General features: G+C 32.4%; 22 protein-coding genes and 1 tRNA gene. 5 read left to right on the top strand and 18 right to left on the bottom strand.

Annotated elements, in window-relative coordinates; all coding sequences use genetic code 11:
* The first annotated feature begins 21 nt into the window (after nt 1-21).
* The 3 genes from rseP (at nt 22) to Q0049_RS07365 (ending at nt 2,939) form a co-directional block, all read left to right on the top strand.
* Nucleotides 22-1,365, top strand: coding sequence for an RIP metalloprotease RseP (gene rseP, locus Q0049_RS07375; RefSeq protein ID WP_298118151.1), 1,344 nt, complete (start codon nt 22-24; stop codon nt 1,363-1,365).
* Between the two features lie 139 nt (nt 1,366-1,504).
* Nucleotides 1,505-1,578: transfer RNA gene (locus Q0049_RS07370), tRNA-Asn, on the top strand.
* Nucleotides 1,579-1,685: 107 nt separating this feature from the next.
* A complete protein-coding gene (locus Q0049_RS07365) occupies nt 1,686-2,939 on the top strand; it encodes a site-specific integrase (protein WP_298118149.1) in 1,254 nt (417 codons plus the stop codon).
* Between the two features lie 171 nt (nt 2,940-3,110).
* On the opposite strand, the gene Q0049_RS07360 is transcribed toward Q0049_RS07365, so the two are convergent.
* From Q0049_RS07360 to Q0049_RS07305, 12 genes are read right to left on the bottom strand one after another with little or no spacing between them, the layout of a single operon-like run.
* Nucleotides 3,111-3,620 carry a hypothetical protein gene (locus Q0049_RS07360; protein ID WP_298118147.1) on the bottom strand — a complete coding sequence of 170 codons (510 nt, stop codon included), beginning with the start codon at nt 3,618-3,620 and terminating at the stop codon, nt 3,111-3,113.
* Between the two features lie 3 nt (nt 3,621-3,623).
* On the bottom strand, nt 3,624-4,190 hold the full coding sequence (locus Q0049_RS07355) for an N-acetylmuramidase family protein (RefSeq protein WP_298118145.1): 567 nt from the start codon (nt 4,188-4,190) through the stop codon (nt 3,624-3,626).
* On the bottom strand, nt 4,190-4,648 hold the full coding sequence (locus tag Q0049_RS07350; protein ID WP_298118144.1) for a phage holin family protein: 459 nt from the start codon (nt 4,646-4,648) through the stop codon (nt 4,190-4,192). Before Q0049_RS07350 ends, Q0049_RS07355 begins: the two co-directional genes overlap by 1 nt.
* Before the next feature lie 2 nt (nt 4,649-4,650).
* Nucleotides 4,651-5,148 carry a hypothetical protein gene (locus tag Q0049_RS07345; RefSeq protein ID WP_298118142.1) on the bottom strand — a complete coding sequence of 166 codons (498 nt, stop codon included), beginning with the start codon at nt 5,146-5,148 and terminating at the stop codon, nt 4,651-4,653.
* Between the two features lie 2 nt (nt 5,149-5,150).
* A complete protein-coding gene (locus tag Q0049_RS07340; protein ID WP_298118140.1) occupies nt 5,151-5,555 on the bottom strand; it encodes a hypothetical protein in 405 nt (134 codons plus the stop codon).
* A gap of 11 nt (nt 5,556-5,566) precedes the next feature.
* Complete coding sequence (locus tag Q0049_RS07335; RefSeq protein ID WP_298118138.1) at nt 5,567-7,393, bottom strand: hypothetical protein; 1,827 nt, start codon at nt 7,391-7,393, stop codon at nt 5,567-5,569.
* Nucleotides 7,390-7,908, bottom strand: a complete 519-nt coding sequence (locus tag Q0049_RS07330; RefSeq protein WP_298118136.1) for a hypothetical protein — start codon at nt 7,906-7,908, stop codon at nt 7,390-7,392. Before Q0049_RS07330 ends, Q0049_RS07335 begins: the two co-directional genes overlap by 4 nt.
* Before the next feature lie 5 nt (nt 7,909-7,913).
* Nucleotides 7,914-9,236, bottom strand: a complete 1,323-nt coding sequence (locus Q0049_RS07325; protein ID WP_298118134.1) for a hypothetical protein — start codon at nt 9,234-9,236, stop codon at nt 7,914-7,916.
* A gap of 13 nt (nt 9,237-9,249) precedes the next feature.
* Nucleotides 9,250-10,074 (bottom strand): hypothetical protein, encoded by an 825-nt coding sequence (locus Q0049_RS07320; protein WP_298118132.1) that lies wholly within the window; start codon nt 10,072-10,074, stop codon nt 9,250-9,252.
* Nucleotides 10,052-10,642: a hypothetical protein gene (locus Q0049_RS07315; RefSeq protein WP_298118130.1), complete on the bottom strand. Its 591-nt coding sequence runs from the start codon at nt 10,640-10,642 to the stop codon at nt 10,052-10,054. The genes Q0049_RS07320 and Q0049_RS07315 overlap by 23 nt, the downstream gene beginning before the upstream one ends.
* Before the next feature lie 46 nt (nt 10,643-10,688).
* On the bottom strand, nt 10,689-11,750 hold the full coding sequence (locus tag Q0049_RS07310) for a hypothetical protein (RefSeq protein WP_298118128.1): 1,062 nt from the start codon (nt 11,748-11,750) through the stop codon (nt 10,689-10,691).
* Nucleotides 11,751-11,762: 12 nt separating this feature from the next.
* A complete protein-coding gene (locus Q0049_RS07305) occupies nt 11,763-12,986 on the bottom strand; it encodes a hypothetical protein (protein ID WP_298118126.1) in 1,224 nt (407 codons plus the stop codon).
* Nucleotides 12,987-13,143: 157 nt separating this feature from the next.
* Between Q0049_RS07305 and Q0049_RS07300 the strand changes: the two genes are divergently transcribed.
* Both Q0049_RS07300 and Q0049_RS07295 read left to right on the top strand, forming a co-directional pair.
* Nucleotides 13,144-13,377, top strand: coding sequence for a hypothetical protein (locus Q0049_RS07300; protein ID WP_298118124.1), 234 nt, complete (start codon nt 13,144-13,146; stop codon nt 13,375-13,377).
* Between the two features lie 3 nt (nt 13,378-13,380).
* Nucleotides 13,381-13,509 (top strand): hypothetical protein, encoded by a 129-nt coding sequence (locus Q0049_RS07295; RefSeq protein WP_298118122.1) that lies wholly within the window; start codon nt 13,381-13,383, stop codon nt 13,507-13,509.
* A gap of 21 nt (nt 13,510-13,530) precedes the next feature.
* Here Q0049_RS07295 and Q0049_RS07290 read toward each other — a convergent pair whose 3' ends face one another.
* The 6 genes from Q0049_RS07290 to Q0049_RS07265 are packed head-to-tail and all read right to left on the bottom strand — an operon-like array spanning nt 13,531 to nt 20,763.
* Entirely contained in the window at nt 13,531-13,734 is a 204-nt protein-coding gene (locus Q0049_RS07290; RefSeq protein ID WP_298118120.1) for a hypothetical protein, read from the bottom strand.
* Between the two features lie 49 nt (nt 13,735-13,783).
* Entirely contained in the window at nt 13,784-14,038 is a 255-nt protein-coding gene (locus tag Q0049_RS07285; RefSeq protein WP_298118118.1) for a hypothetical protein, read from the bottom strand.
* Between the two features lie 3 nt (nt 14,039-14,041).
* On the bottom strand, nt 14,042-16,822 hold the full coding sequence (locus Q0049_RS07280; RefSeq protein WP_298118116.1) for a hypothetical protein: 2,781 nt from the start codon (nt 16,820-16,822) through the stop codon (nt 14,042-14,044).
* Nucleotides 16,822-17,094, bottom strand: a complete 273-nt coding sequence (locus Q0049_RS07275; protein WP_298118114.1) for a hypothetical protein — start codon at nt 17,092-17,094, stop codon at nt 16,822-16,824. Before Q0049_RS07275 ends, Q0049_RS07280 begins: the two co-directional genes overlap by 1 nt.
* Complete coding sequence (locus tag Q0049_RS07270; RefSeq protein WP_298118112.1) at nt 17,084-19,612, bottom strand: hypothetical protein; 2,529 nt, start codon at nt 19,610-19,612, stop codon at nt 17,084-17,086. Before Q0049_RS07270 ends, Q0049_RS07275 begins: the two co-directional genes overlap by 11 nt.
* Nucleotides 19,609-20,763, bottom strand: coding sequence for a hypothetical protein (locus Q0049_RS07265; protein WP_298118110.1), 1,155 nt, complete (start codon nt 20,761-20,763; stop codon nt 19,609-19,611). Before Q0049_RS07265 ends, Q0049_RS07270 begins: the two co-directional genes overlap by 4 nt.
* Nucleotides 20,764-20,773: the final 10 nt, after the last annotated feature.

Below are 20,773 nucleotides of genomic sequence, written 5' to 3'. Positions count from 1 at the left end.
AAACAATATTGAATCACAAAAATGGAATTTGCAATTAAACTTTCTCAATTTTTATTGAGTTTATCAATACTTATTGTTCTTCACGAATTAGGTCATTTTATCCCTGCCAAATTATTTAAAACTCGAGTAGAAAAATTCTACTTATTTTTTGATGTAAAATATTCTTTATTCAAAAAGAAAATTGGTGAAACGGAATATGGAATCGGTTGGCTTCCTCTTGGTGGTTATGTTAAAATAGCAGGAATGATTGATGAAAGTATGGATACAGAACAAATGCAAGGAGAACCTCAACCTTGGGAATTTCGTTCTAAACCTGCTTGGCAACGTTTAATTATTATGCTTGGTGGTGTTACTGTCAATTTTATTCTTGCATTCATAATTTACATAGGAATGACTTTCTTCTATGGAGAACAATATATATCAAATGCTGATGTAAAAGATGGAATATGGGTTAATAATCTTGTTTTAGAAAAAACAGGAATAAAAACTGGTGATAAAATAATAAGTGTTGATGGTGCAAAAATTAATCGATTTGATGAGATTAATCCTTCTCTTCTTTTAGCAAAAAAAGTCCTAATTGAAAGAAATGGTAAAGAAGAGTTAATAACCTTTCCTGTAAATTTCATTGATCAATTAATGAAGTCAGAAAAAGCAACATTAATTAATCTTCGTTTACCTTTTGTGATAGGTTCGGTTCCTAAAGAATCTCCAAATAAAGACATTTTAAAACCAAAAGACTTAATTGTTAGTTTTAACAATCAAGAAGTTAAATATGCTGATGAACTTATAGAAATTGCCAAAAAATTCAAAGGAAAAACTGTTGCTGCTGTAATAAACAGAGATGGAAAAGATATAGCTGTTAATTTAAAAGTAAATAATGATGCTAAATTTGTAGTACAACAAGCCATGTTACCTTATGACAATTTGGAAAAATTAGGATTATACAAAGTCAACAAACAAGAATTTGGTTTCTTTGAATCAATCCCTGTAGGAATTCAAAAAGGGACAGAACAACTAGCTAGTTATGGAAAACAATTAAAAGCTATTTTTACACCTAGCACTGGTGCCTATAAAGGTGTGGGTGGATTTGGAGCTATATTTAGTATTTTCCCTTCAACTTGGAGTTGGTATGCGTTTTGGAGTATAACTGCTTTATTATCTATTATGCTAGGAGTAATGAACTTATTACCAATTCCTGCTTTAGATGGTGGCCATGTAATGTTTTTATTATATGAAATGATTTCTGGAAAAAAACCAAGCGATAAATTTATGGAAAAAGCACAATTAGTTGGTTTCATATTGCTTATCAGCTTATTAGTGTTTGCAAATGGCAATGACATTTACAAAGCAATAGTAGGAAAATAAAAAAAATAAAAAAATTATTCTTTTTTGTTTGCAAAAAATAAAAAACGCTTTATATTTGCAACCGCTTAGCCGATAAACAATCGGAGTTTCTGAAAAGAAAAGCAACAAAAAAGTTCTTAAAAAATAAAAATATACAGTTTCCTCCTTAGCTCAGTTGGTTAGAGCATCTGACTGTTAATCAGAGGGTCCTTGGTTCGAGCCCAAGAGGGGGAGCAAAAGCCGAAAGTCACACCACAAAAGACTTTCGGCTTTATTATTAAAACATACCTCAGCATTGTAGTTACATTATCGTCAATAAAAACGTCAATAATTTAAGCTACATGAAATCAAAAAGAATTCTTCTTCCTAATGGATGTTCCTGCAGCACTCCATCAGTCAATCCTAAAGATTGGAAAACCTGTAACAAATCAGCTTTGCAAAAAGACTGGCGTATTCAGTATTATTTCTACGACCCAAACTTTCCAAAACCAACAAATCCAATTGTTATTAAAGGAATGAACTCATTTAAAGATTTGGCAGCACGTAGAGAAATAACAAAAGCATTAATAGATGATGAATTTAAAGCTCTCAAAGATGGTTATAATCCTTACCTGAAGAAATACACTCAGGAAAAACCACAACTTGAAAAGCCAAAAATGAATCCTGATTTAAAAGTTATTGAAGCTTTCAGACTAGCACACGAGAAATTAAAAGGAACTGATGAATATTTGGACCAGGTACGCTATGCTATAAACAGATTTGAGAAAGCCTTAATTGAATTACAATTATCTGAAGTAACTATCTATAATTTTAAACGAAGCCAACTAAAGGAAACTTTAGATTATATTAATCTGACAGATAATTACTATAACAAGTTTAAAGCATACTTCTCAAGCTTGTTTAAAGAGTTGATAGAATATGAATGTTGTGAGGTCAATTTAACTCGCGATATACAAAAGCGTTCCATAGTAAAAAAGCAAAGGGAATTCTTAGAGGTAGATAAATTAAGCTTAGTTCTTGAGTATTTAAGATTGAATTATCCTGAGTTCTATCGTTATGGGAAAGTATTTTTTTATTCCGGTGCAAGAAGTACAGAACTATTTTCAGTTCAAATGAAACACGTTAGACTTGAGAAGCAAGAATATGATCTGCTATTAAAAAAGGGAAAGCAGTATGTTTGGGAAACTAAAGTTATAATTCAGGATGCAATACCTTTTTGGACAGAAATTGTCCAAAAGTGTAATAGTAAGGATGATTATTTGTTTTCCTATGGATTGGTTCCAGGAACTGAGAAAAATAATTCAAAGCAAATTACTATCCGCTGGAGGAAACACGTTAAGAATAAAGTAGCTTTTTATCGTGACAAGCTTTATTTAATTGAAGATTTAAAGCAAAAAAACATATCAGAGTATGAAAGTATTACTGCTGACTTTTATGCCATGAAACACACGTTTCTTGATTTGCTTGATAGTATGAATGAGAATGCAATGGGAATGGCTTCACATAGGAAAGAAAACACTACAAAGATTTATACTGCAGGAAGAGAAAGAAGGAAAAACGAGAGTTTAAAATCAATACGTATATTTGCTGAATGACAATTAAAGATATTATTATCACGATAGTTTTGTTAATTTTTATACTTAGGTTTTTGATTTACTTTTTTAAATCAAAACCTGCTGACAAATACCACAATGATAGTTGGAGAAAAAAGTAAAGTGGTCGTAATTGACCACTTTACCAAACCAAACATAACTAACCACAAAAATCTATTTTGGTAAATTATTCAATATTGCTGTAACAGATTTAGTGTTTTTATTTATGAATATGAACATCATTATTATTGCAAATATTCCTAAAACCACAACTCCAACAACAATGTAAAGAATAAAACTGCTATCAAAGTTTTCAGTTTTTTCTTTTTGCTTATTCTTTTCAGAATTTTCAAGCTCGAAATTCCTTTTTGTCAATTCCTCAATTTTATCTGTATAACAGTTAATATCGCGAATGTTTCCATTTGAATCATAGACAGTCTCAAGACGAGTATTGTTTTTAGTAACTCGATAAATAGTTGTGTCTTTATAAATTGGATTATTTATAACAGGACGATAAGAAACTGAATCACCTTTTCTGAAAATCTTTGTTTCTTCTTCAGTTTTTATTGAGGTATCTGTTTTGCTTTTTTGCGATTTCTTCATTATATCACAAGAAGAAAACAGCATTGATAATGCAATAATCAAAGCTATTATTAAAATTTTAAAAACGTGTTTTAGTTTCATAATCTATTTCATTAAATTGTAGGCAGTATTCAATTTACCGTCATAATTGTTTTTGTAATAAAGAGGACCATTATACTGAAAAGCAAAAGACTTCCAATCTTTCTCAATTAATTCATCATCCAAGTATGAATTGATGATGTAGTTAACAAATAAATCTAATTGAGATTCTTCAGATTCATTCATTTTATTAATGAATTCCTGCAATGTTTTGCATCCACATAATTTGAAATTGAATCCCATAATTTGGAATCTTCCCCAACTAGCAGACATCAATGCTGCATTGCGATTAATTACAACGGCTTTTTGTAAACGTGCGTGTTGTTGTGATTCTTTTCCGTATGGCTTTGTTCCCTGCTTTGGATAACAGATGTCAGAAACTATTGGATTAACTCCAACTTTTCGGAGTTCTTTCCAAAAAATATGAGGTTCAAATAAAATTTTAACTTCTCCTGTTGAAAGAAAACCACTTCCTTTGGATTCTACTTTATCAACTGCTTTTACTGCTCTTACTTCGCATCCGATTTTAGCAGCAGCTTTCTTGAATGCATTTTCTGAAATACCTGTTTTCATTATTCCGATTTTTTAATTTCATTTAAGTCTGACTTCCAAGCTTTAATCCTTTTAATTAAAGCTGTTAATACAACGTGAAAAGGTTTGTTTCCTAATTTTTGAGATTTTTCATCAATGCTTTTACATTCTATATAAATCCAAAACATTGTTACAGTTTTTGAGCTCAAGTAACCAATATTTGCCAACTTCTTATCAAAAATATATGTATCAATTAAAAATGCTAAAAGTATGGTTGTCATGTAAAAAAAAGTTTTTACGACTAAATTGAAAAGTTTATCACTTTGATAATTATTGAATTTTCTAGCAATATAAACTCCAGCGCATGTATCTAAGAAAACTGAAAAAGCGACTAAACCAACCATTCCCCAAATAGGAGTTATGAAAGTTAAAAATGAAAAAAATAAAAGGCCTAATTCAGTTTTAAATTTTAATAAATAGTGTTGAATTTCTTGATTCATAATTAATCTAATTTATTTGTTGTTTCTCCTAAGTAGTGAATTGTTATCGGTAAAATGCCTATCCATTCAGCCCAAAATAAGCTGTACCAATTGAAAATAAAATGAAAGAGTAAGGATAGAATAATCATTATTCCAAAATAAGCTTTTAATGGCCTTTGTTTAGCTGAAGAGTATGCTATCATCACTACGACTGAACCAATAAAAAAAATACTAGCAAACGAATAATGAATAACAGGATAGTCAAGGTGAGGAGTTAACGCAACTCCTACAAGCGAACATCCTAAAATAATATTGTACCAACGACTATTGTAAGCAGTTCCATTAAAAATAAACATTGTTCCGGCAATGCTTAATAGTGTTGAAAATAAATAACTTACTTCAGAATAAGCATAATTGGAAATTGAATTTCTAACTTCTCCTGAAGCTACTATTAATATTAACGGTATAAAAACCAATAATATTGACAAAATGACGTGTAGTTTAATGAGACGTTTTTCCATAGTTACAATTTAGAAGCGTTAATAAATATTTGGTCTAATTGCTCTGATGTTTTATTAAAGGCCATTCCTACTAATGGAATGAAAGGATTATTGCGTTCAAAATAAACTGCTCTTAAAAAAGAAGCTCTAGCAATTGTTTTATTTGGTTCGGGTAAAGTATCAATTACTTCCAAAATCGAAGCTTCTGTAATTCCTTCAAAAGATAATTGTGCTATAAATTGAATGGCTGTAACTTGCTCAGGAACTTCAAAGACTTCAAATATTGTATTATCATAATCAACAGTTCCGCCTTGATTTAAATAAATTAAATATTCTTCAAACAAAGTGTTACCCATTATTTTGGGTACAATTTCATTAGTGGAAATTTTGATTAATTCTCCTTTAAAATTTTCTTTGTATGAATTCATAATATATCTGTTTAATTATTATATCCAACCGCTGCTTTTAAAAAAGCAAATGATGCTCCTGGATTAATAGGTGAGGAATCTGCATTAATATATTTCTGACTTAAAATTAAATTTGATGCGGGTAAGTCAGATATTATTGTAGTTGTATAAGTAAAAGCAATAACTCCTGATGAGTTTATTCTTTCAATTGTAACTTCTAATCCTGTACCAACAATATTTTTAAATTTGCAATACATAATATCTGAAGCAGACGTATTACTTGGAAAATTCGAACCTAAGTCAACAAGGGTTGGAGTTCCTGTTGAATCATTAAACATCAATTGCCAATTATTGGATGTTTTTATTTTTGTAATTCCAAAACAATTAATAAAAGTGGTCGGACTTACATTTGTAGGATTAGCTATAGATGACATAACTCCTGCAAAATGTTCAGCATTTACTCTATAAAATTCAATTCCAACTAAAAACTCATAACAAAAATTAATTCCTAAATTGACAGTGTGTCCAGTTGTAGTAGAAAATGAAAGAAATGACAATCCGCCACCTCCAGTGTTAGAAACCATTATAGTTCTTTGCTGTGATGTGAAATTATTTGTTGATGCAATTGTCGCTGTAGAAGCAACTTGAGTAACTAAAGTAGCATTAGAACCAATTTGTGCTAAATTAGAAGTTAACATTGAATAGTTTGATTTTACCAAGCTATTTTCTTTTTTTTCTACTTGAGTTTTATCTGCTTTTAAGGCTAAAGCAGATGCTACAGCAGCCAAAGCCCTTGCATTAGTAAAATATAAATTTATAGTTCCTTCAGTAAGTGCGTCAGTTGTTGTTGGTGATGCATTTGTAGTTGCTATCCATTCATTATCATTAGAATCCCATATATATTGAACTGCTTCAACAGATGAACCACCATCAACTATTGCATAATCACCAGATGAAGCAGTTGGATGCGCTATATTTAAAGCAGATAATGTTGTGTATGTTCCTTTGTAACGCTCATTTATTAATGGAATATCTGAAGTAAAAGCCATATATTTAGGACTTTCTCCTGCATCCTTAATTATTACCGTACCAAAATTACCAGTTTGTGGATCAGCCAAAAAGCTTACACCATTGGTTGCGCTTGCATTCATAAAACCTATTCCACCACCATCAATTATTATTGATTCTCCAGTTGCTGGATTAACAACTATAAGTTGGTTGGTTGTACTATTATTTCCCTCACCATTTGTAATAGATTGCAAGTTTTGTGACTTAACTTTAAAAGAGATAAGATATGTTGCATTGCCATATTTTACGATATGCGCCACACAACCACTAGGTATTAAAATAGGAGAAGTAAAAGCTCCAATCCCAAATGCTTCGTCATCAAAAAGAATATTATTGTTATTCGATTCATTTTGCCTTGAATTGTCAATTATAATTTCACCACCATCATTATATAAATCTTCAAATGTAACATCTATATTAGAGCCGTCTAAAACTATATGTTTATTTACATCTGTTGATATTAAAGTTTCTGAAACAGCCACTGTTTTAATTTCTCTTCCACCAATCGCCAAGACTTGAGCCAAATTTTGTGAACCACCACCGCCTCCTCCTAAATTGTTACGAGTAAATAACATAGGAAGTAAAGCATTTTGTAAAGCTGATACACTAGTATGAATAACTCCATTAACACTATATTGGTCAAAATCTTCAAATTCTGTTAAAGAAATTTTACTATCATAAGTATTAACAATTTTTACTCTCTCACCAATAACATAAGGAGTGAAATTCTTAAAATATGGAATTCCATTCAAGCTAAATTTCTGAGCATCTATGTTTACTATAAATATCATTTGATAACGTATGAATTAAATTTTGACTTCTCACTACCTCCACAACTAGAACCGCATTTCCAACTAGGATAATCAGACTCGTTTCTCTCAATGAATTTCTTCACATCCTCAAACAAATCATTAGCGTTCTTTTTCTTATCGTAGTAAGTGTTTTTTCTTTCTGCTAATTCCACTGGCGTACTATGAGGTGTAGTTTTTTGAACTATTCCAAAACTCGTGCTTGTATTGTTTCCCTCTAAGAAGAAACGAGCATAAGCGAAATAAGAAAGTACTCCTGAAATTCCCTCGTGATAGTAAGTTCTTGAATTGAATTCATAATCTCCGCCATCAATTAACTTCTTCCAAGGTTCTGTATCTTTATTCTCTAGCAGATCATAAAAGAACTCTTCGCAAACCAATGGCTTCAGGTCAAACTTTTGAGCTTCCTCTATAAATTTATTAAATTCGCTTTCATCAACTCCAATTGCTACTCGCAATAGTGAGCTTACTTTTGCTTTGTTAATTAGTAGTATCATATTTACTAATTTTTATAAGGTTTTAAAATCAATACAGCTTCATCAAAAGAATAACCTAATAAATATTGAAGTGTATATACACCTGATTCAAAATCTATTTCATTATTCTTAACAGAAGAAGCCACTAATAATGTAGCTTTAGTTTTCTGTTCCTGATTTTCAACTGACATTTTAGGACTTGCAGTATTGTAATTCACAGTTCCATCATCTAACAACGAATATTGTTTGATAGTCCAATTACCTGAAGGATTGATGTTGTCCTTGTAATTTGTAAACAATTCTGCAAATAATAACTCTATCTTTTCCTGGTCACGAGATATAATCGCATTGTAAACTGCTTGCGCTTTAATTAAATCCTCTCCTGAAGTATTACCTAGCTTTCCAGCTACATAATCAACCAACTGAGGAGGAATATTTTTAAAAGCTTTACGAATAAAGTTTGCACTCGAACTCTCAAAGTGAGCGTATTTGTCTGCTTTGGTAGTGTTAGGAAGAGTGTCAAACTTAAAGTTTCCAGTTTTCTCTCTCTCATCATCCCAATCATCTTCAACTGCAAGAACTCTCGAACTTTTATCAATACCAGTTACATCTTTTACATTTTCAAGAAACTGCTTTTTGTCTTTTTCGCTTTCAAACTTTCTATGTCTCAAGAAAGTAGTGTTCTCAAAACCTCCTTTAGTAGTTGAGTTATAATATAATCCAAGTTTATTCTCAGTATCAGCAAATAAGTAAGCTATCTCAACCATTGATTTTGGATAGTCATATTTATATGAGAACTTGAAAAATAGAATTTGACCTTTGTAATTTTCCCAACCGCCATCACGAGATACTTGCTCAGCAATTACCACTGGTTTTGGATTATAAACATCAAAAACATCAATCTCCTCTTTCTTTAGTGATTTCCCCCAACCATTAGGGGACACCAAAATTTTACCATAGTAGTCTTTACTATCTTTTTTCCCAATTCTACAAAGCGAATAAGGAATGATTTTAAAGTGGTCCTTCTGAAAGTTTGCATTGTAGCCTACTAAGATAAAAACACCTTGATGTCTTGACATTGGTTCGCAAACATCATACAATAGATTGTTAGGAGAGTAAGGAAGAATTTCATTACCAAGATTAATCTTTGATAAATCAACTTCAAAACCAGCACCACCCAAAAATCTCTCATATAACCATGCACATTGGAAAGCAGTCGGAGAGCTATCGATAAGGTTCTCAATAGCCAAAGGCTTGAGATTATCATCGCCATTGATGACAATCCCAAGTCTAGGGTTATATAGTTTTTTTGGCTCCTCTGTGTAAGAGGAAATTATTTCCGACTTCATAGAAGTTTAGGTATTAAAGTTTTTCTAACTCTTCTTTTAAAGCTTTTGCTTTTTCTTCAGCTACTTTGATAGCTTCAGCATCTTGAGGAGCAATAGCAATCAAGTCATCAAGTTCTTGCTCAGCAGATGCTAATTCAAATTCGACATCCTCTTTTGTTCTTTCTTTAGAACCAGTTTCGGTGACAGCATCAACTACAGGAGTTTTAGAAGCTGACAAAGCATCTGCTAACATTACCAATTCATTTGCTACTTCTTCAGCTAGTTTTTTGATCACACCGTCAACTCCTGAAATAGTAGTTGCTTTAGTGCTAACGTTTAATTTCTCAAGTAAAGACAAAGCTTCTTCAACTGTCAATACGTTTTCACCAATCTTAACACCAACTACTTTTAAAGATGGAGCATCTGCGTTTGGCTTGTTTGCTATAAATGCTTTTACTTGCTCTTCCCAATCTTTAGGTAATGATGCGAATAAAGATTTTCTGTTTTGGTTTTCAGACAATAATTGAATTGCTTTTTCATCTGTAATATTAGCATTGCTATATGATTCAGACGTTCCAGGCACTGGAATGATAGTTCCTGTCTGTAATACGAATGTGTTTTTTTTCTTAGTTTCCACGATAGTTTCTGTATTAAGTTTTTTTAATTTTTGAATGTAACCCGAAATCTTATTCGGGCAATTTGAACAGGTTTCTCCAAAAAGCTTGTAATGGAGTTCAAAAACATATTTTAAAAAAGGGACACCGTCATCTTTTCCTCTCACGATGGTTTGATAATCTGTGTCCCAAATCTTTTTAAGTTTTACCTGTTCTACTTGACTAAGGTTCTGGAACGTAGACATTGTCTTCAATCCACTCTGTTGTTGCAGCAAGTCCAGCAGTAAGCAAGAAATGTTTCAATCCTGTTGCTTCTTCTTCTCCCTCTTTCGTTGCACAAACTATTTGTGTTACTCCTGAGTTAGCAGATGAATCATAATCATCATTGATGATTTTCATTCCTGATTCAAGTCCAGCAATTTTGTAGGTTGTCTCTCCTGCTTCTCCTGTGTCAACCATTTCCTCAATTGAGAAAATTTTTGCACCATCAACAAGCTCTTGAATTCTTTCAGATTCGTTTACACCACGATACGTAATTGAAAAGCTATCTGTATGAACGTAACCTGTTGAGAAATCTCCAACTGATAAAGCGTGAGCAATTTTATGAGCGTTGTCATTACCTCCTGCAGCGTATATTTTTGCAGTAGCTTTAAGAACTAATGCAGTTACTTTGGTTCCACGATTTGCTAACTGAGTAGCAACTCTGTCAATATCTGCTACGTTTCCGTACCATTTTCTATTGACACCTTGTTTTGGTTTGTGTCCGCACTTTTGTACGAACTCTCCAGCTAATTTATTATTACACTCTGGCATGATGTATAAGGTTTTAAAAGGGAGATTTTACACTCCCTTGTTAATATTACAATGCAGCTTTCATTGCATAAGGGTTCGTCATTTTAAAGTCTAACAAGTAGTTAGCTTTAATCCAAAAATTTTCTTCAGAACCTCCGATATACTCAAGTTTGATATCTGTTAAAGAATTAACATCATCAACACCTACTTGTAAATACTCTTTACGAGTAAGTAAAGCGAAGTGAGGTAAGTGAATAGTTGGAGTAGTTCCTGTTACGAAATCAGCTCTTTTCCATCTGTCATAGTGAACAATAGGCATAAGTTTCTCGCCATCAATATTCAAATCTTTAACTCCTTTTTGAGTTAAGTCAACATTTGATTGTAAACCAAATCCGTTTGCACGTTTAACCCATTTTTGGTAGTTCTTGAACAATCTGTTTGAAGTCAAGAAAGTATCAGGGTCAAAGTCGTATACATCATCTGTCACAGATTCGTATAAGTTCACAGCGTAATCATCATCTAATGATAACTGAGAAATCATCGCTCCTGTGTTTTTTGACAATGCCACGAAAGCATCAGCAAATTCAGGAAGCGTTTTCAAATACGCTAACGTAGGAATTAATCCTTTGTCAATCGTGTTGTAGAAAGGAACTTTTGCAGTTTCATCAGTCAAGATGTTTTGTGCTGCAATATCTTTGTCCGCCATCAAAACGATACGTTGTAAATCCAAAGCCATAGCTTTAGATACTAAATCTTGTAAAAACACTCCAAGTTCAGTACCTGTAAGGTCTTTTCTTGCGTATCCGTTATTTAATCCCCATTGAACAAATGCAGCTTCAAAATCTGAATAGCAATATTCGATTTTTACTTCTTGCAAAGTTGGGTTCCACGTTTGTGAGAATGCTGGGAATGTTGGAGAAACACCACTTCCTCCACAACCTGCAGATTTTTTGGTTACGTACTCAAAACCTCGCATTGCTGCTACTTGTTGACCTCCTTTAATACCAGGTACAATTGTGAACATGTTCTCAGTTGGTTGGTAAAAAGTGTCATTCATTACGATTTCTCGTAACTCTTGGATGTATCTTTTGTCATCCGCTAATTCTAAAAATGAGCTAACTATTTCCATATTGATAAAAAATTATTTTTTTCTATTTTCTCTGATTTCCTTAGCCTTTTCAGGGTCGTAAGCAGATTCTTTTCCTCCAGCTGGTGGTGGATTTTCTCCAGCAGGTACATCGTATTTAGAACCGACGTTTTTCAACTTCAATTCTGTTGTAGTTTTAAGGTCTTGAAATTGGTCTCCCAATAATTCAAGTGCTGATTCTGTTACTTTTTGGTTTGATTCAAAAAGCTTTTTCATATCAGAGAATTGTTTACCAACATTTGTAACAGCTTGCATTACTTCTTGCATTGTTGGTTCTGCTGGTGGGTCAGCTGGAGGAGTTGCCTCAGCAAGCTCAGTGATTTTTCCACCTACAGTGGTAATACTACCGCCATCTTTGTCTACGTGTGTAGCATCTGCAACAGGATTTCCCTCAGCATCTACTACCTCATCGCCAACTTGTGGTTGTTCAGCGTCAGTCTTGACAGTAACGATTGAACCATCCGCAAGGGTCAGCTCGATATCGAATTTACTACCACTATTTCCGCTAAACTTTTTTGAAAGTTTTTCAAAAATGTTCATATTAAAAGTGTTTAAAGATTTACGTTTAGAATAATTTTCATATCTCTCGAAGAAGTCCTCTAGGATTTGTGGTTGTTTGGTGACAACATCAAAAATCTCAGGGTTGTCATCAAGAAAGTCAGTCATTATCACTCCAAAATCAAGGGAGTTGTTAGAGAAAAGAGAGTCAGTTGCTGCTGGGTCATCAACTAAGTCAACGGCTTTGAATTTCTTCAAATTATGTAAGTACTTAATTTCTCCATCAATAGGCTTTTCGTATACATCAGAGTAGATATGAATTGAATTTCCAAACATATCTGAGTTATTCTCAGCCATTGTCATTATGTAATCAAACATTTTCATTCCTTTGCCTTCAACCTCTAATGTTTTGGTAACTGGGTCAAGGAAAAGGTCTGCAAAAAGATTTCCGTTTTTTATTGAAAAGTTTCTGTAACGTCCGATGTAAGTTCCAAAAGAAGTTGCACAAGCGTTTGGATGTCCGAAACGTGATTTGATACCTCCCTCAGTTTCATTACCAGCTTTTAAAAGTTGCTGAATGAAAACCTCATCGAAGTAAGAATCATTTTTGTTGTCTCCGAAATTAGCAACGCAAGTATTTTTTAGGATGCCATTTTCTCTGTCAACATTAAGAGCTGTCGAACTGAAGTTTGGCAAAGATTTGAAATATTTTGAACTCATCTCAGTAATAAATTTTATTACTACAAATGTATGTTGTTATCAAAAAAATAAATGTCCACAAGATTTGACATTTTATTATCTTTGTATTATGATAATTGTTTACGGAATTTTAATATTGTTTGGAGTGCTAGCTTGCTACCTATGGTGGAAGTTATGTATGTCGTTATACAATCATGCTTATAGAAAAATCAATCGTAAACAGATTAAGGAAAATGAGAATCCTTATATTTTAGCTCAAAAGAGAGTTGACCTAAACAACAAACAATATGAGGAATATTTGGAATGGATGCAAAAGAATATCCACAATAGCTCAGGAGTTCCGATTGATAAAATTATGACTAAAGAGGAATTCATCGCTGAGCAAAAAATAAAATCAGCATATAATAAATAAGATATGATGCAATTTAACGAATGTACTATGAGAGTTTTCGATGTTGATGGAAATGTAATTTCTGAAACATTAATCACTGAAGAAGATTTAGAAAAATCTTGGCATCAATGGGATAAGAAAATAAATGAATAAAGCCACCCATTATGAGTGGCTTTATTTTTCTGTTGTAAGCTTTGCTATTATCTTTCGTACACTACTAGCTGATATACTTTCTTCAATTGCTATAAATTCCCAACAGCAATAAATACAAACTCCTTGACTTCTTAGTTCAAAAAACTTTTCAACTATTCTAATATTTCTTAACCACGATGCATCAACAACACCAAGTAACGTAAGTTCCTTGATTTCTTTTTGCAAATGTTTAAGTTTAGTGTACAACATGTTACAAATATAGTAATAAATTTTATTACCATTTATCTAAAGGGCATTGATAGTTTTTACTTCTAACTGCTGGAGATAATGGACACAAACACTCTCCACAATAATGACCTTGTATTTGCTTGATTTCAAAATCAGGAAGTACAGCCGTATGCATTCCATGAGTAGCTTTTGGACAATTAGAACATATATCAGCTCTCCTTTTTGCCTCTTCTAAAACTACCTTATCATTCCCAATAAGATAGTTAGTCCATCCGTTTATTATATCTTTTGCTTTGCTCATATCTTAACTATTTGCTCCTGAAATTACTTCTATATAACTATTGTTAGCTGAATGAAAATCCGTTAATGGTAAAACAGGAGTAGGCAAACTTCTATTTGCATCCGCAATCTTAACAGCCAATAAATCATAATCAATGCCAATTGCATTTCCTAGTGATTGTGACACTCCAAAAGTTGTCGCCATTCCTCCTGAAGCAAAAGCCTTGCCTCCCCCATCTACATTTATAGCAGACAATAGACCAGCCCATTTATTACTTGATTCAGCATTAATAACAGTTTCACCATTTGACAACATTGCTGGAATAGAATCAGAAGTTCCAGTTCCTGGTCCAAAAACTCTTCCTCCACTTGCTAACTTAACACCTGAAACTTTTATAACATTTGCTAATCCAAATGCTCCAGCTTTAAATGCAGCAGCCGTTGCTCTTGCAATCGATGTTGGGTCTCCAGGTATTAATTGAGAAAGATAAGCTTTTTGAATAGCAAGGAACATATCAACTGAAGCTAATGCAGCAGATAGTTCTTTGTTTTCTCCAAAAAAAGCAGAAGTCAATTGACCTATTTCTCCAATAGTATTTTGAGTGTTTGAAATCTTTGCAATATTTGCTTCTCTGTCTAATTTTTCAGATGCAGCTTTATATCGTTTATTAATCTTTTCAATATCAGCTCCTGTTTTATCAACTTCAGCTATTTTCTGTAAACGCTCTTGCTCCAACCTTTGTTGTTGTATGGCCAAATTATCTTGAAAAACTAAATCCTCATATGCTCTTTGGTTTTCCAAATCAATAGCTTGTTTCTCAGTTTCAGCATCTTTCCTCATTTGGACAGCTTCATCCTTTTGAGTTTGGATATCATCCTGAACTTTCTTAATTGCTAATTGATATTCTTGCTCGTTTATTACTCCTTGCTCTAATCGTAAAGCTTCATATTGTAATTGTTTCTCAAGTAATAAATCTAAACGGTTCTGTTCTTGCTGAAGTGATAACTCATTAAAGAATTTTTGAGAATCAATTTTAGATTTATTAGCATCTATAAAAGCAATTAGTTCATATTCATAATTCTTTACAACTGCTTCAACTTGTTTTCTTAGAAACTCATCACGAATATTATTCTGATCTGTTAGTAATTTTAATTCATCGGCCTTGGTTTTTTCAGATGCGTTGAATTCCGCTTTTGCAATCTTAAGTTTTTGGTCGCGAACTTTTTCAGCAATGGCTATCTCTTGCTCTAATGATTTTGCTTTAATACCTTGAGAGGAAAGAAATAAGTCTAGTTCTGCCTTTGCTAATTTTGCCGCATTATCTAAAGCTTTCTTTCTCGCCTCCTCTGCTTTTTTTGCTCTTGCTTCAGCTTCCGCTTGAGCTTTTTCTGCTAGTGCGTTTTGACGATTTATGATTTTTTCTTCTTCAGCGGTGGCTCTGTTGTAGATGTCTAATTTTGCCTCCTCAGCTTTAGTTAAAATATCAACTTCCTCTTGAGTAATTTTACCAATGTTCAAAAGTTTATAAGCATAAGCAATGCCAACCTTTTGTAAGTTAGCAATCTCCTGTTCAGTTAAAGCTCCTTTAATTCTTGCATTCTCAATTGCGTTAGCATATTCTTGATTTGCTAAAGCTTCATTCTTCTTGAAATTATCTTGATTGAGTGCTTCTGCTTTCTTCAGTAATGCTATCCTATCTTCTTCAGATAACGCTCTGTTTTTTGATTGAAGAATTAAACGAGCAATTTCTGCTTCTTGTTTCTTGTTAGCTAAGGACTGGATTGCTTGTTGGTCTGCTAAATCTTGTTGTGCAGCTTTTAAGTTAGCAGCAGATACGGCAGCCTTTTCCATTTTGTCTGCTACTTTCTCTAAACTTCCAATTGGGTCCTCAATGAACGCTCCAATTTTACTCATTAAATCTCCAACAGATTCAATTGAAGAAACAAAGTCAACAATGATTTGTTGAACAACACGAACCGCAGCGCCTAAGCCTGCCATTCCTTGCTCGATTGCATCAATCAAAGGATCAAAGGTTTTAAAATATCCAATCAACAAAGCAACGGCAGCAATGATTAAACCAATACCTGTAGCAGCCAAAGCAAGTGTAAAAATTCTCATTGCTCCTGTTCCTATATTAGTGGCAATAGTTTGAGCTTTTTGTGCATTTGTCAATCCCTCAGTTTCTGATGCAGCATTTTTTATCAAACTAAAAGCTGAGGAGAAATCCTTTTTCAATTCCTTGAATGGTAATGATAAAGCTGTTGTAACTGCGTTCAAGGTTTGTAGCTCTCCAGTCATCAATCCTGTATCTTGAATAGCTCCGACAATTGATTCACGATAATTACCAATGTTCAGAATGTTTTTCTCACGCTCAGAACCATTGGCTTTCATAAAATCATTATTATCATTTAGCTTTTCGTTTAATTTTTCATATAAACTTGCTTCTTCTTTTATGGATAAATCAAGTTGATCTCTCAACTTTGTTATTTCAGTTATTGAAGTCTTAGCTCTACCCATTGAAGTGATTTCTTCATTCAAAAGTAGGTTTGCTTTTTCTTGCACCGGAATAGCTTTTCCTCTTTGTGTAATTAAAGTTTGAACAACTTTTTGATTGTTGTTATATTCAGTTGTTACTTTCTTTAAAGCAGCTTCTTGTTTTACAATTTCAACAGTGTTGTCGCCTTCTGCTTTTTTTAATTTATCAAGACTATCACGCAAAGAGTTCAATTGATTTTTCAAATCAACAGACTTTTGTATTACAGCATCGGTACCTAAGTCTAGGTCTAGTAATTTCGCTTTTTCCATTATACTACTGTTAGTTTAATTGAGTTACCGTTTCTTTTTCCGTTGGAAATAGTTATTTTATAAACACCTGTTGCGGTTGCATTAATTTTGAATTTACTATTATTTATTTTAGTTATAGTAATTCCTGTATCGTGCAAAGCTCTTAACGATGAGTTATCTTTTATAATCTCAGTTTGCCAAAAGAAAATCTCTTGGCAAACATTTATTGTTGCTTCTGATTTTCCTAAACCAAAACTGATTTTGGGTTTTTTATTTCTTTTGTTAATAATCACTTGTTACTATGTTTGATGTTATACTTAAAGCTGATAATTGTAATTGATACACATTTATTGAACCATAGAACAAATGAGGTAATTCAATTTCAAATGTTCCATTTTGAGTTGAAAACATATTAGTTACTGGAGGCGTATATGTAAATCCTGACGCAGATAATGTTAAGGCCATATATGTGTCTGACAAATCACTTTCGTATGTTAAGGTTATTTTTCTAACATTTCCACCTAAAAGAACTCTACTGATATTTGTAATTTGAATAGTGCTCAATGTAGGGTTTGGAGCTGTTGACACATAACAAGAAGTCGACACAGGAACTACATCAGATAAAGACGTGTTTATTTGCTCAAATACTGAACTTCCATTGTAGAAAATCATAAATTTATATGATGACCAACTAGGAGGAATTTCAGTAAAATTGTGAATAACTTGATTTGAATTCAACGTTGCTGATATAGGTTCTCCAACAGGCGCAAAATAAAAACCTCCAAGTCCATCAGGAGATAAAGAGTAAGGTTGTATAAATACTTCCGTTGGTTGTGGTAAATTAGTATCAATATTAAATGTTACTTGACAACCTGTAACTGATATTGACCCCAAATCTATATAGTATTCAATAGGTTCAGGAACTGGAATTTCTTTAAAGTAATCCACTTCAAAGACTTCAAACTTTACAGGTTGATTTTTAACTGCATTGATTATTCTATTTACAAAATAATAAGATGCTTCTTGACTAACATAAATAAGTTTGTCAAGAGGAAGTTCTTCTAATTTAACTAAAGGAATATCAAGCATTATCTCCTTGACTTTTGCTTTATCAAGTAAACTTTCAATACTATTATAATTATCATAGATTACCTGTTGAAGTTTTAATCTGTAAAAATTTTCTATTGGAGCAATCGTAAATGTATCACTCACATTCAAAGCTTCTGATTTTATGTTTTGTAAGGAAATAAAATTTTTATCTTCACTTCTTAATCCGTAATACCTACCTGATAAGTCTTTGTAATCAATAGACATATCGTCTTTAATCTCTTTCTCCCAAATTTTATAAACATTCATTTCTAATCCCAAAACCATTGATTTTCTTTTCTCAGGAGAGTATAATTTTGATGAAAGAATTGTAACCTCATCTTTTAGATTTTCATTATTGATAGTTATAAAACCATCGTTATGAGTTTCATTATCGTTGTTGTAACGATATTTATAATTATTTTTTTTTCCGTAATTTCCTAAGATGTACTTCTCATTCTCTTTAGAAACAAAGTAATCGCTCACATCAATTATATCTGTTCCTTGAAGAATCTCGTCAAGGCTTTTATAAACAATGTGGTTTGAATATTTGTCTTTAAATGGAGTAAGTGCAAAGTGCTGCATCAATTCATTTACAAAATCCTTTATAGGAAAATCAATTAATGCTTCATCAAAAGATGCAGTATATCCCTCAATCAAATCTAAAGTAGTTTCTAAAGTTCCTGATGGTAATGCTGCATAAGAACCAAATCCAAGTGAGTAATTAATTATCATTAACTTTCCACCAGCTTCACAATTCACAATTACTCGCAAATCAATAGTAGGATTAAAGTCTCCCTCTTCAATGAGATTACCCATAGCATCTAATGATTGATAATGCAATTGTGTAATTAAACCGATTCCAGGTACTGTAACATTACCATAACATCTAAAAGAAAAAGCTCCTGTCTGTGTTATGTTTATTGTTCCTGTTGGATTACCTATGTTATTTGATTCAGTATTTGTATATGGTGTTGGAAATGGGTTTATAATAAAAGGAAACAACATTCCCTCATTATAGTATGGAGTTACAATATTAACCGAGTTCTGAATTGTTTGGTTTATGTAATTCGGTTCTTCAGTTGGAACTGGCTTTGGAAAAGTCATGTACCAATTCAAAAACTTTTCGCTTTCAAAAACTAAACCACTATAAGTGAAACCTGCAAACTCATGAACTTTTTGCCATAGGTAACTATAACGTGCGCTAGGAACTAAATAATCTGCATTAAGCATCCCGTCATCAGTAAGTACTTTTCCATTATAGTCAGCAATTATGTACTTGTATGGCTGTGTATCTTCCCAACTATTTATGATTGTTGAAAGATTCTTCAAATGATTCAGTTCCGAAATTCCGCAATCTGTTAAGGTTTTGTTTTCAATGGCTTTAAAAAATTCTAAAATACCACTATAAGCATGTATCTCATATCCTTTTTTGTTACTCATTGAAACAATAGCAATACCATTGTAAATAATGTGCTTACCTGTGTCTCCATCTATCAAATCAAATCTATTAATCTGATATGGCACATTACTTTGGTTACCTACTAAATAAACATTTTTCATAGCACGAATATTTTTAGCTGTCAATGGAGCTGTGATTTTGTGCATGAAATTAGATTGGCGATTGTCTAATCTTGCTAAGTCGTTATTCTGAATATTGATAGCAATGGCTTTTGAATCGATTTCCTCTATCTCATTCCCGTTTATGTAAATGATGTAACTCATAATGTCAATGTGTATCTGTCAGGTAATTGCAAATCGAAATAGAAATTGTATAATTCTTTGTTGTGATCATACAATTGAAACGATTGAGTTTTCAATTGAACTTCCATCCAATCATTAGGATTTGATTTTGAAAACCTTTCTCCTGTAAACATTAAAATCTTTATTGATTCAGAAATACTATCCAGTATTATTTTATCTTCTTTTGGAATTCTCTCATAAGCAATCTTTAAAGAGTCTGTTGATGTTTTTGAAGTGATCAATGTTGGAGAAATAGTATCTTCCAAATTATTAAAATCATTATTTATTTCAGAACCTGATTTTGTGGTTCTATTTCTAAAATGCTTGTCACTAAACAACCAATAGTTCCAACGCCCGTATTGATTTAAGAATTTAATGTATACGCCACATGATGCTTCTTTTTTATCAATAAACAAATTCAAGTCTTGAGGTTCGTCATCAAGTTCAAAAAGAATTTTATTTGTTCCAGCGACAAGAGGAAGAAAGTCCTCTAATGAAATTGAAGTATCTCCATCTGAAATAAACAAGCTATTCACTTTTGCAGTTGGTGTAATAGTCGCATCAAGTCCGTTAGTTGTGTTTATAAACTTCAATGGAATATTAGGAGTTGTTATGTAAAAACTAAACTCAAAAGGATATCCGTCGAAATAAAATAACTTAGCAGTGTTGTTGGCTCTATCTTCAACAGGAGACAAAATACTTAATGGATTTGAGACAAAAAGTATTTCATTGCGCTTGTAACTTTCTAAATTCTCTACTCCAGTAATGAAATGTAATTCTCTTGATGCGCTTTCTGTTGTTGCATCTATAAACTCTATTGTAATTTGTAAAGTATCTTGTTTATAACAACCATTGGTAACATCATAATGAAATGTCTCAATGTCTAACGGGTCAATATCAGTAACTAAATCATCAACAAAGTTTTTTGTATTGATCACTGCAATTATATAATCTTTAAGATTGAACATAAAGCTTCCATTAGGGTGTGGATATAAAACAGCATTAATACCAAAACCTGAAATTGTTGCTTTCAAAGGAGTTGTTGTACTACTAGAATAAAACTTGATAACATTGTTATTATATGCCATCAATAATTTATCCTGTGCGATATCTTTTGTAAATACTATAGCCATTTGATTAATG

The sequence above is a fragment of the Flavobacterium sp. genome (genome assembly GCF_027484205.1).
Classification (GTDB): Bacteria; Bacteroidota; Bacteroidia; order Flavobacteriales; family Flavobacteriaceae; genus Flavobacterium.
This window is presented reverse-complemented; position numbering and strand designations above follow the sequence as displayed.

Bases quoted from the DNA above. Each gene is read 5' to 3' on its own strand.
- Q0049_RS07280 (WP_298118116.1), bottom strand. From the start codon at position 16,822: ATGGAAAAAGCGAAATTACTAGACCTAGACTTAGGTACCGATGCTGTA.
- rseP (WP_298118151.1), top strand. From the start codon at position 22: ATGGAATTTGCAATTAAACTTTCTCAATTTTTATTGAGTTTATCAATA.
- Q0049_RS07270 (WP_298118112.1), bottom strand. From the start codon at position 19,612: ATGAGTTACATCATTTACATAAACGGGAATGAGATAGAGGAAATCGAT.
- Q0049_RS07335 (WP_298118138.1), bottom strand. From the start codon at position 7,393: ATGATATTTATAGTAAACATAGATGCTCAGAAATTTAGCTTGAATGGA.
- Q0049_RS07355 (WP_298118145.1), bottom strand. From the start codon at position 4,190: ATGAAAACAGGTATTTCAGAAAATGCATTCAAGAAAGCTGCTGCTAAA.
- Q0049_RS07305 (WP_298118126.1), bottom strand. From the start codon at position 12,986: ATGAGTTCAAAATATTTCAAATCTTTGCCAAACTTCAGTTCGACAGCT.
- Q0049_RS07315 (WP_298118130.1), bottom strand. From the start codon at position 10,642: ATGCCAGAGTGTAATAATAAATTAGCTGGAGAGTTCGTACAAAAGTGC.
- Q0049_RS07345 (WP_298118142.1), bottom strand. From the start codon at position 5,148: ATGGAAAAACGTCTCATTAAACTACACGTCATTTTGTCAATATTATTG.
- Q0049_RS07330 (WP_298118136.1), bottom strand. From the start codon at position 7,908: ATGATACTACTAATTAACAAAGCAAAAGTAAGCTCACTATTGCGAGTA.
- Q0049_RS07265 (WP_298118110.1), bottom strand. From the start codon at position 20,763: ATGGCTATAGTATTTACAAAAGATATCGCACAGGATAAATTATTGATG.
- Q0049_RS07340 (WP_298118140.1), bottom strand. From the start codon at position 5,555: ATGAATTCATACAAAGAAAATTTTAAAGGAGAATTAATCAAAATTTCC.
- Q0049_RS07360 (WP_298118147.1), bottom strand. From the start codon at position 3,620: ATGAAACTAAAACACGTTTTTAAAATTTTAATAATAGCTTTGATTATT.
- Q0049_RS07325 (WP_298118134.1), bottom strand. From the start codon at position 9,236: ATGAAGTCGGAAATAATTTCCTCTTACACAGAGGAGCCAAAAAAACTA.
- Q0049_RS07285 (WP_298118118.1), bottom strand. From the start codon at position 14,038: ATGAGCAAAGCAAAAGATATAATAAACGGATGGACTAACTATCTTATT.
- Q0049_RS07320 (WP_298118132.1), bottom strand. From the start codon at position 10,074: ATGTCTACGTTCCAGAACCTTAGTCAAGTAGAACAGGTAAAACTTAAA.
- Q0049_RS07300 (WP_298118124.1), top strand. From the start codon at position 13,144: ATGTCGTTATACAATCATGCTTATAGAAAAATCAATCGTAAACAGATT.
- Q0049_RS07365 (WP_298118149.1), top strand. From the start codon at position 1,686: ATGAAATCAAAAAGAATTCTTCTTCCTAATGGATGTTCCTGCAGCACT.
- Q0049_RS07310 (WP_298118128.1), bottom strand. From the start codon at position 11,750: ATGGAAATAGTTAGCTCATTTTTAGAATTAGCGGATGACAAAAGATAC.
- Q0049_RS07350 (WP_298118144.1), bottom strand. From the start codon at position 4,648: ATGAATCAAGAAATTCAACACTATTTATTAAAATTTAAAACTGAATTA.
- Q0049_RS07295 (WP_298118122.1), top strand. From the start codon at position 13,381: ATGATGCAATTTAACGAATGTACTATGAGAGTTTTCGATGTTGATGGA.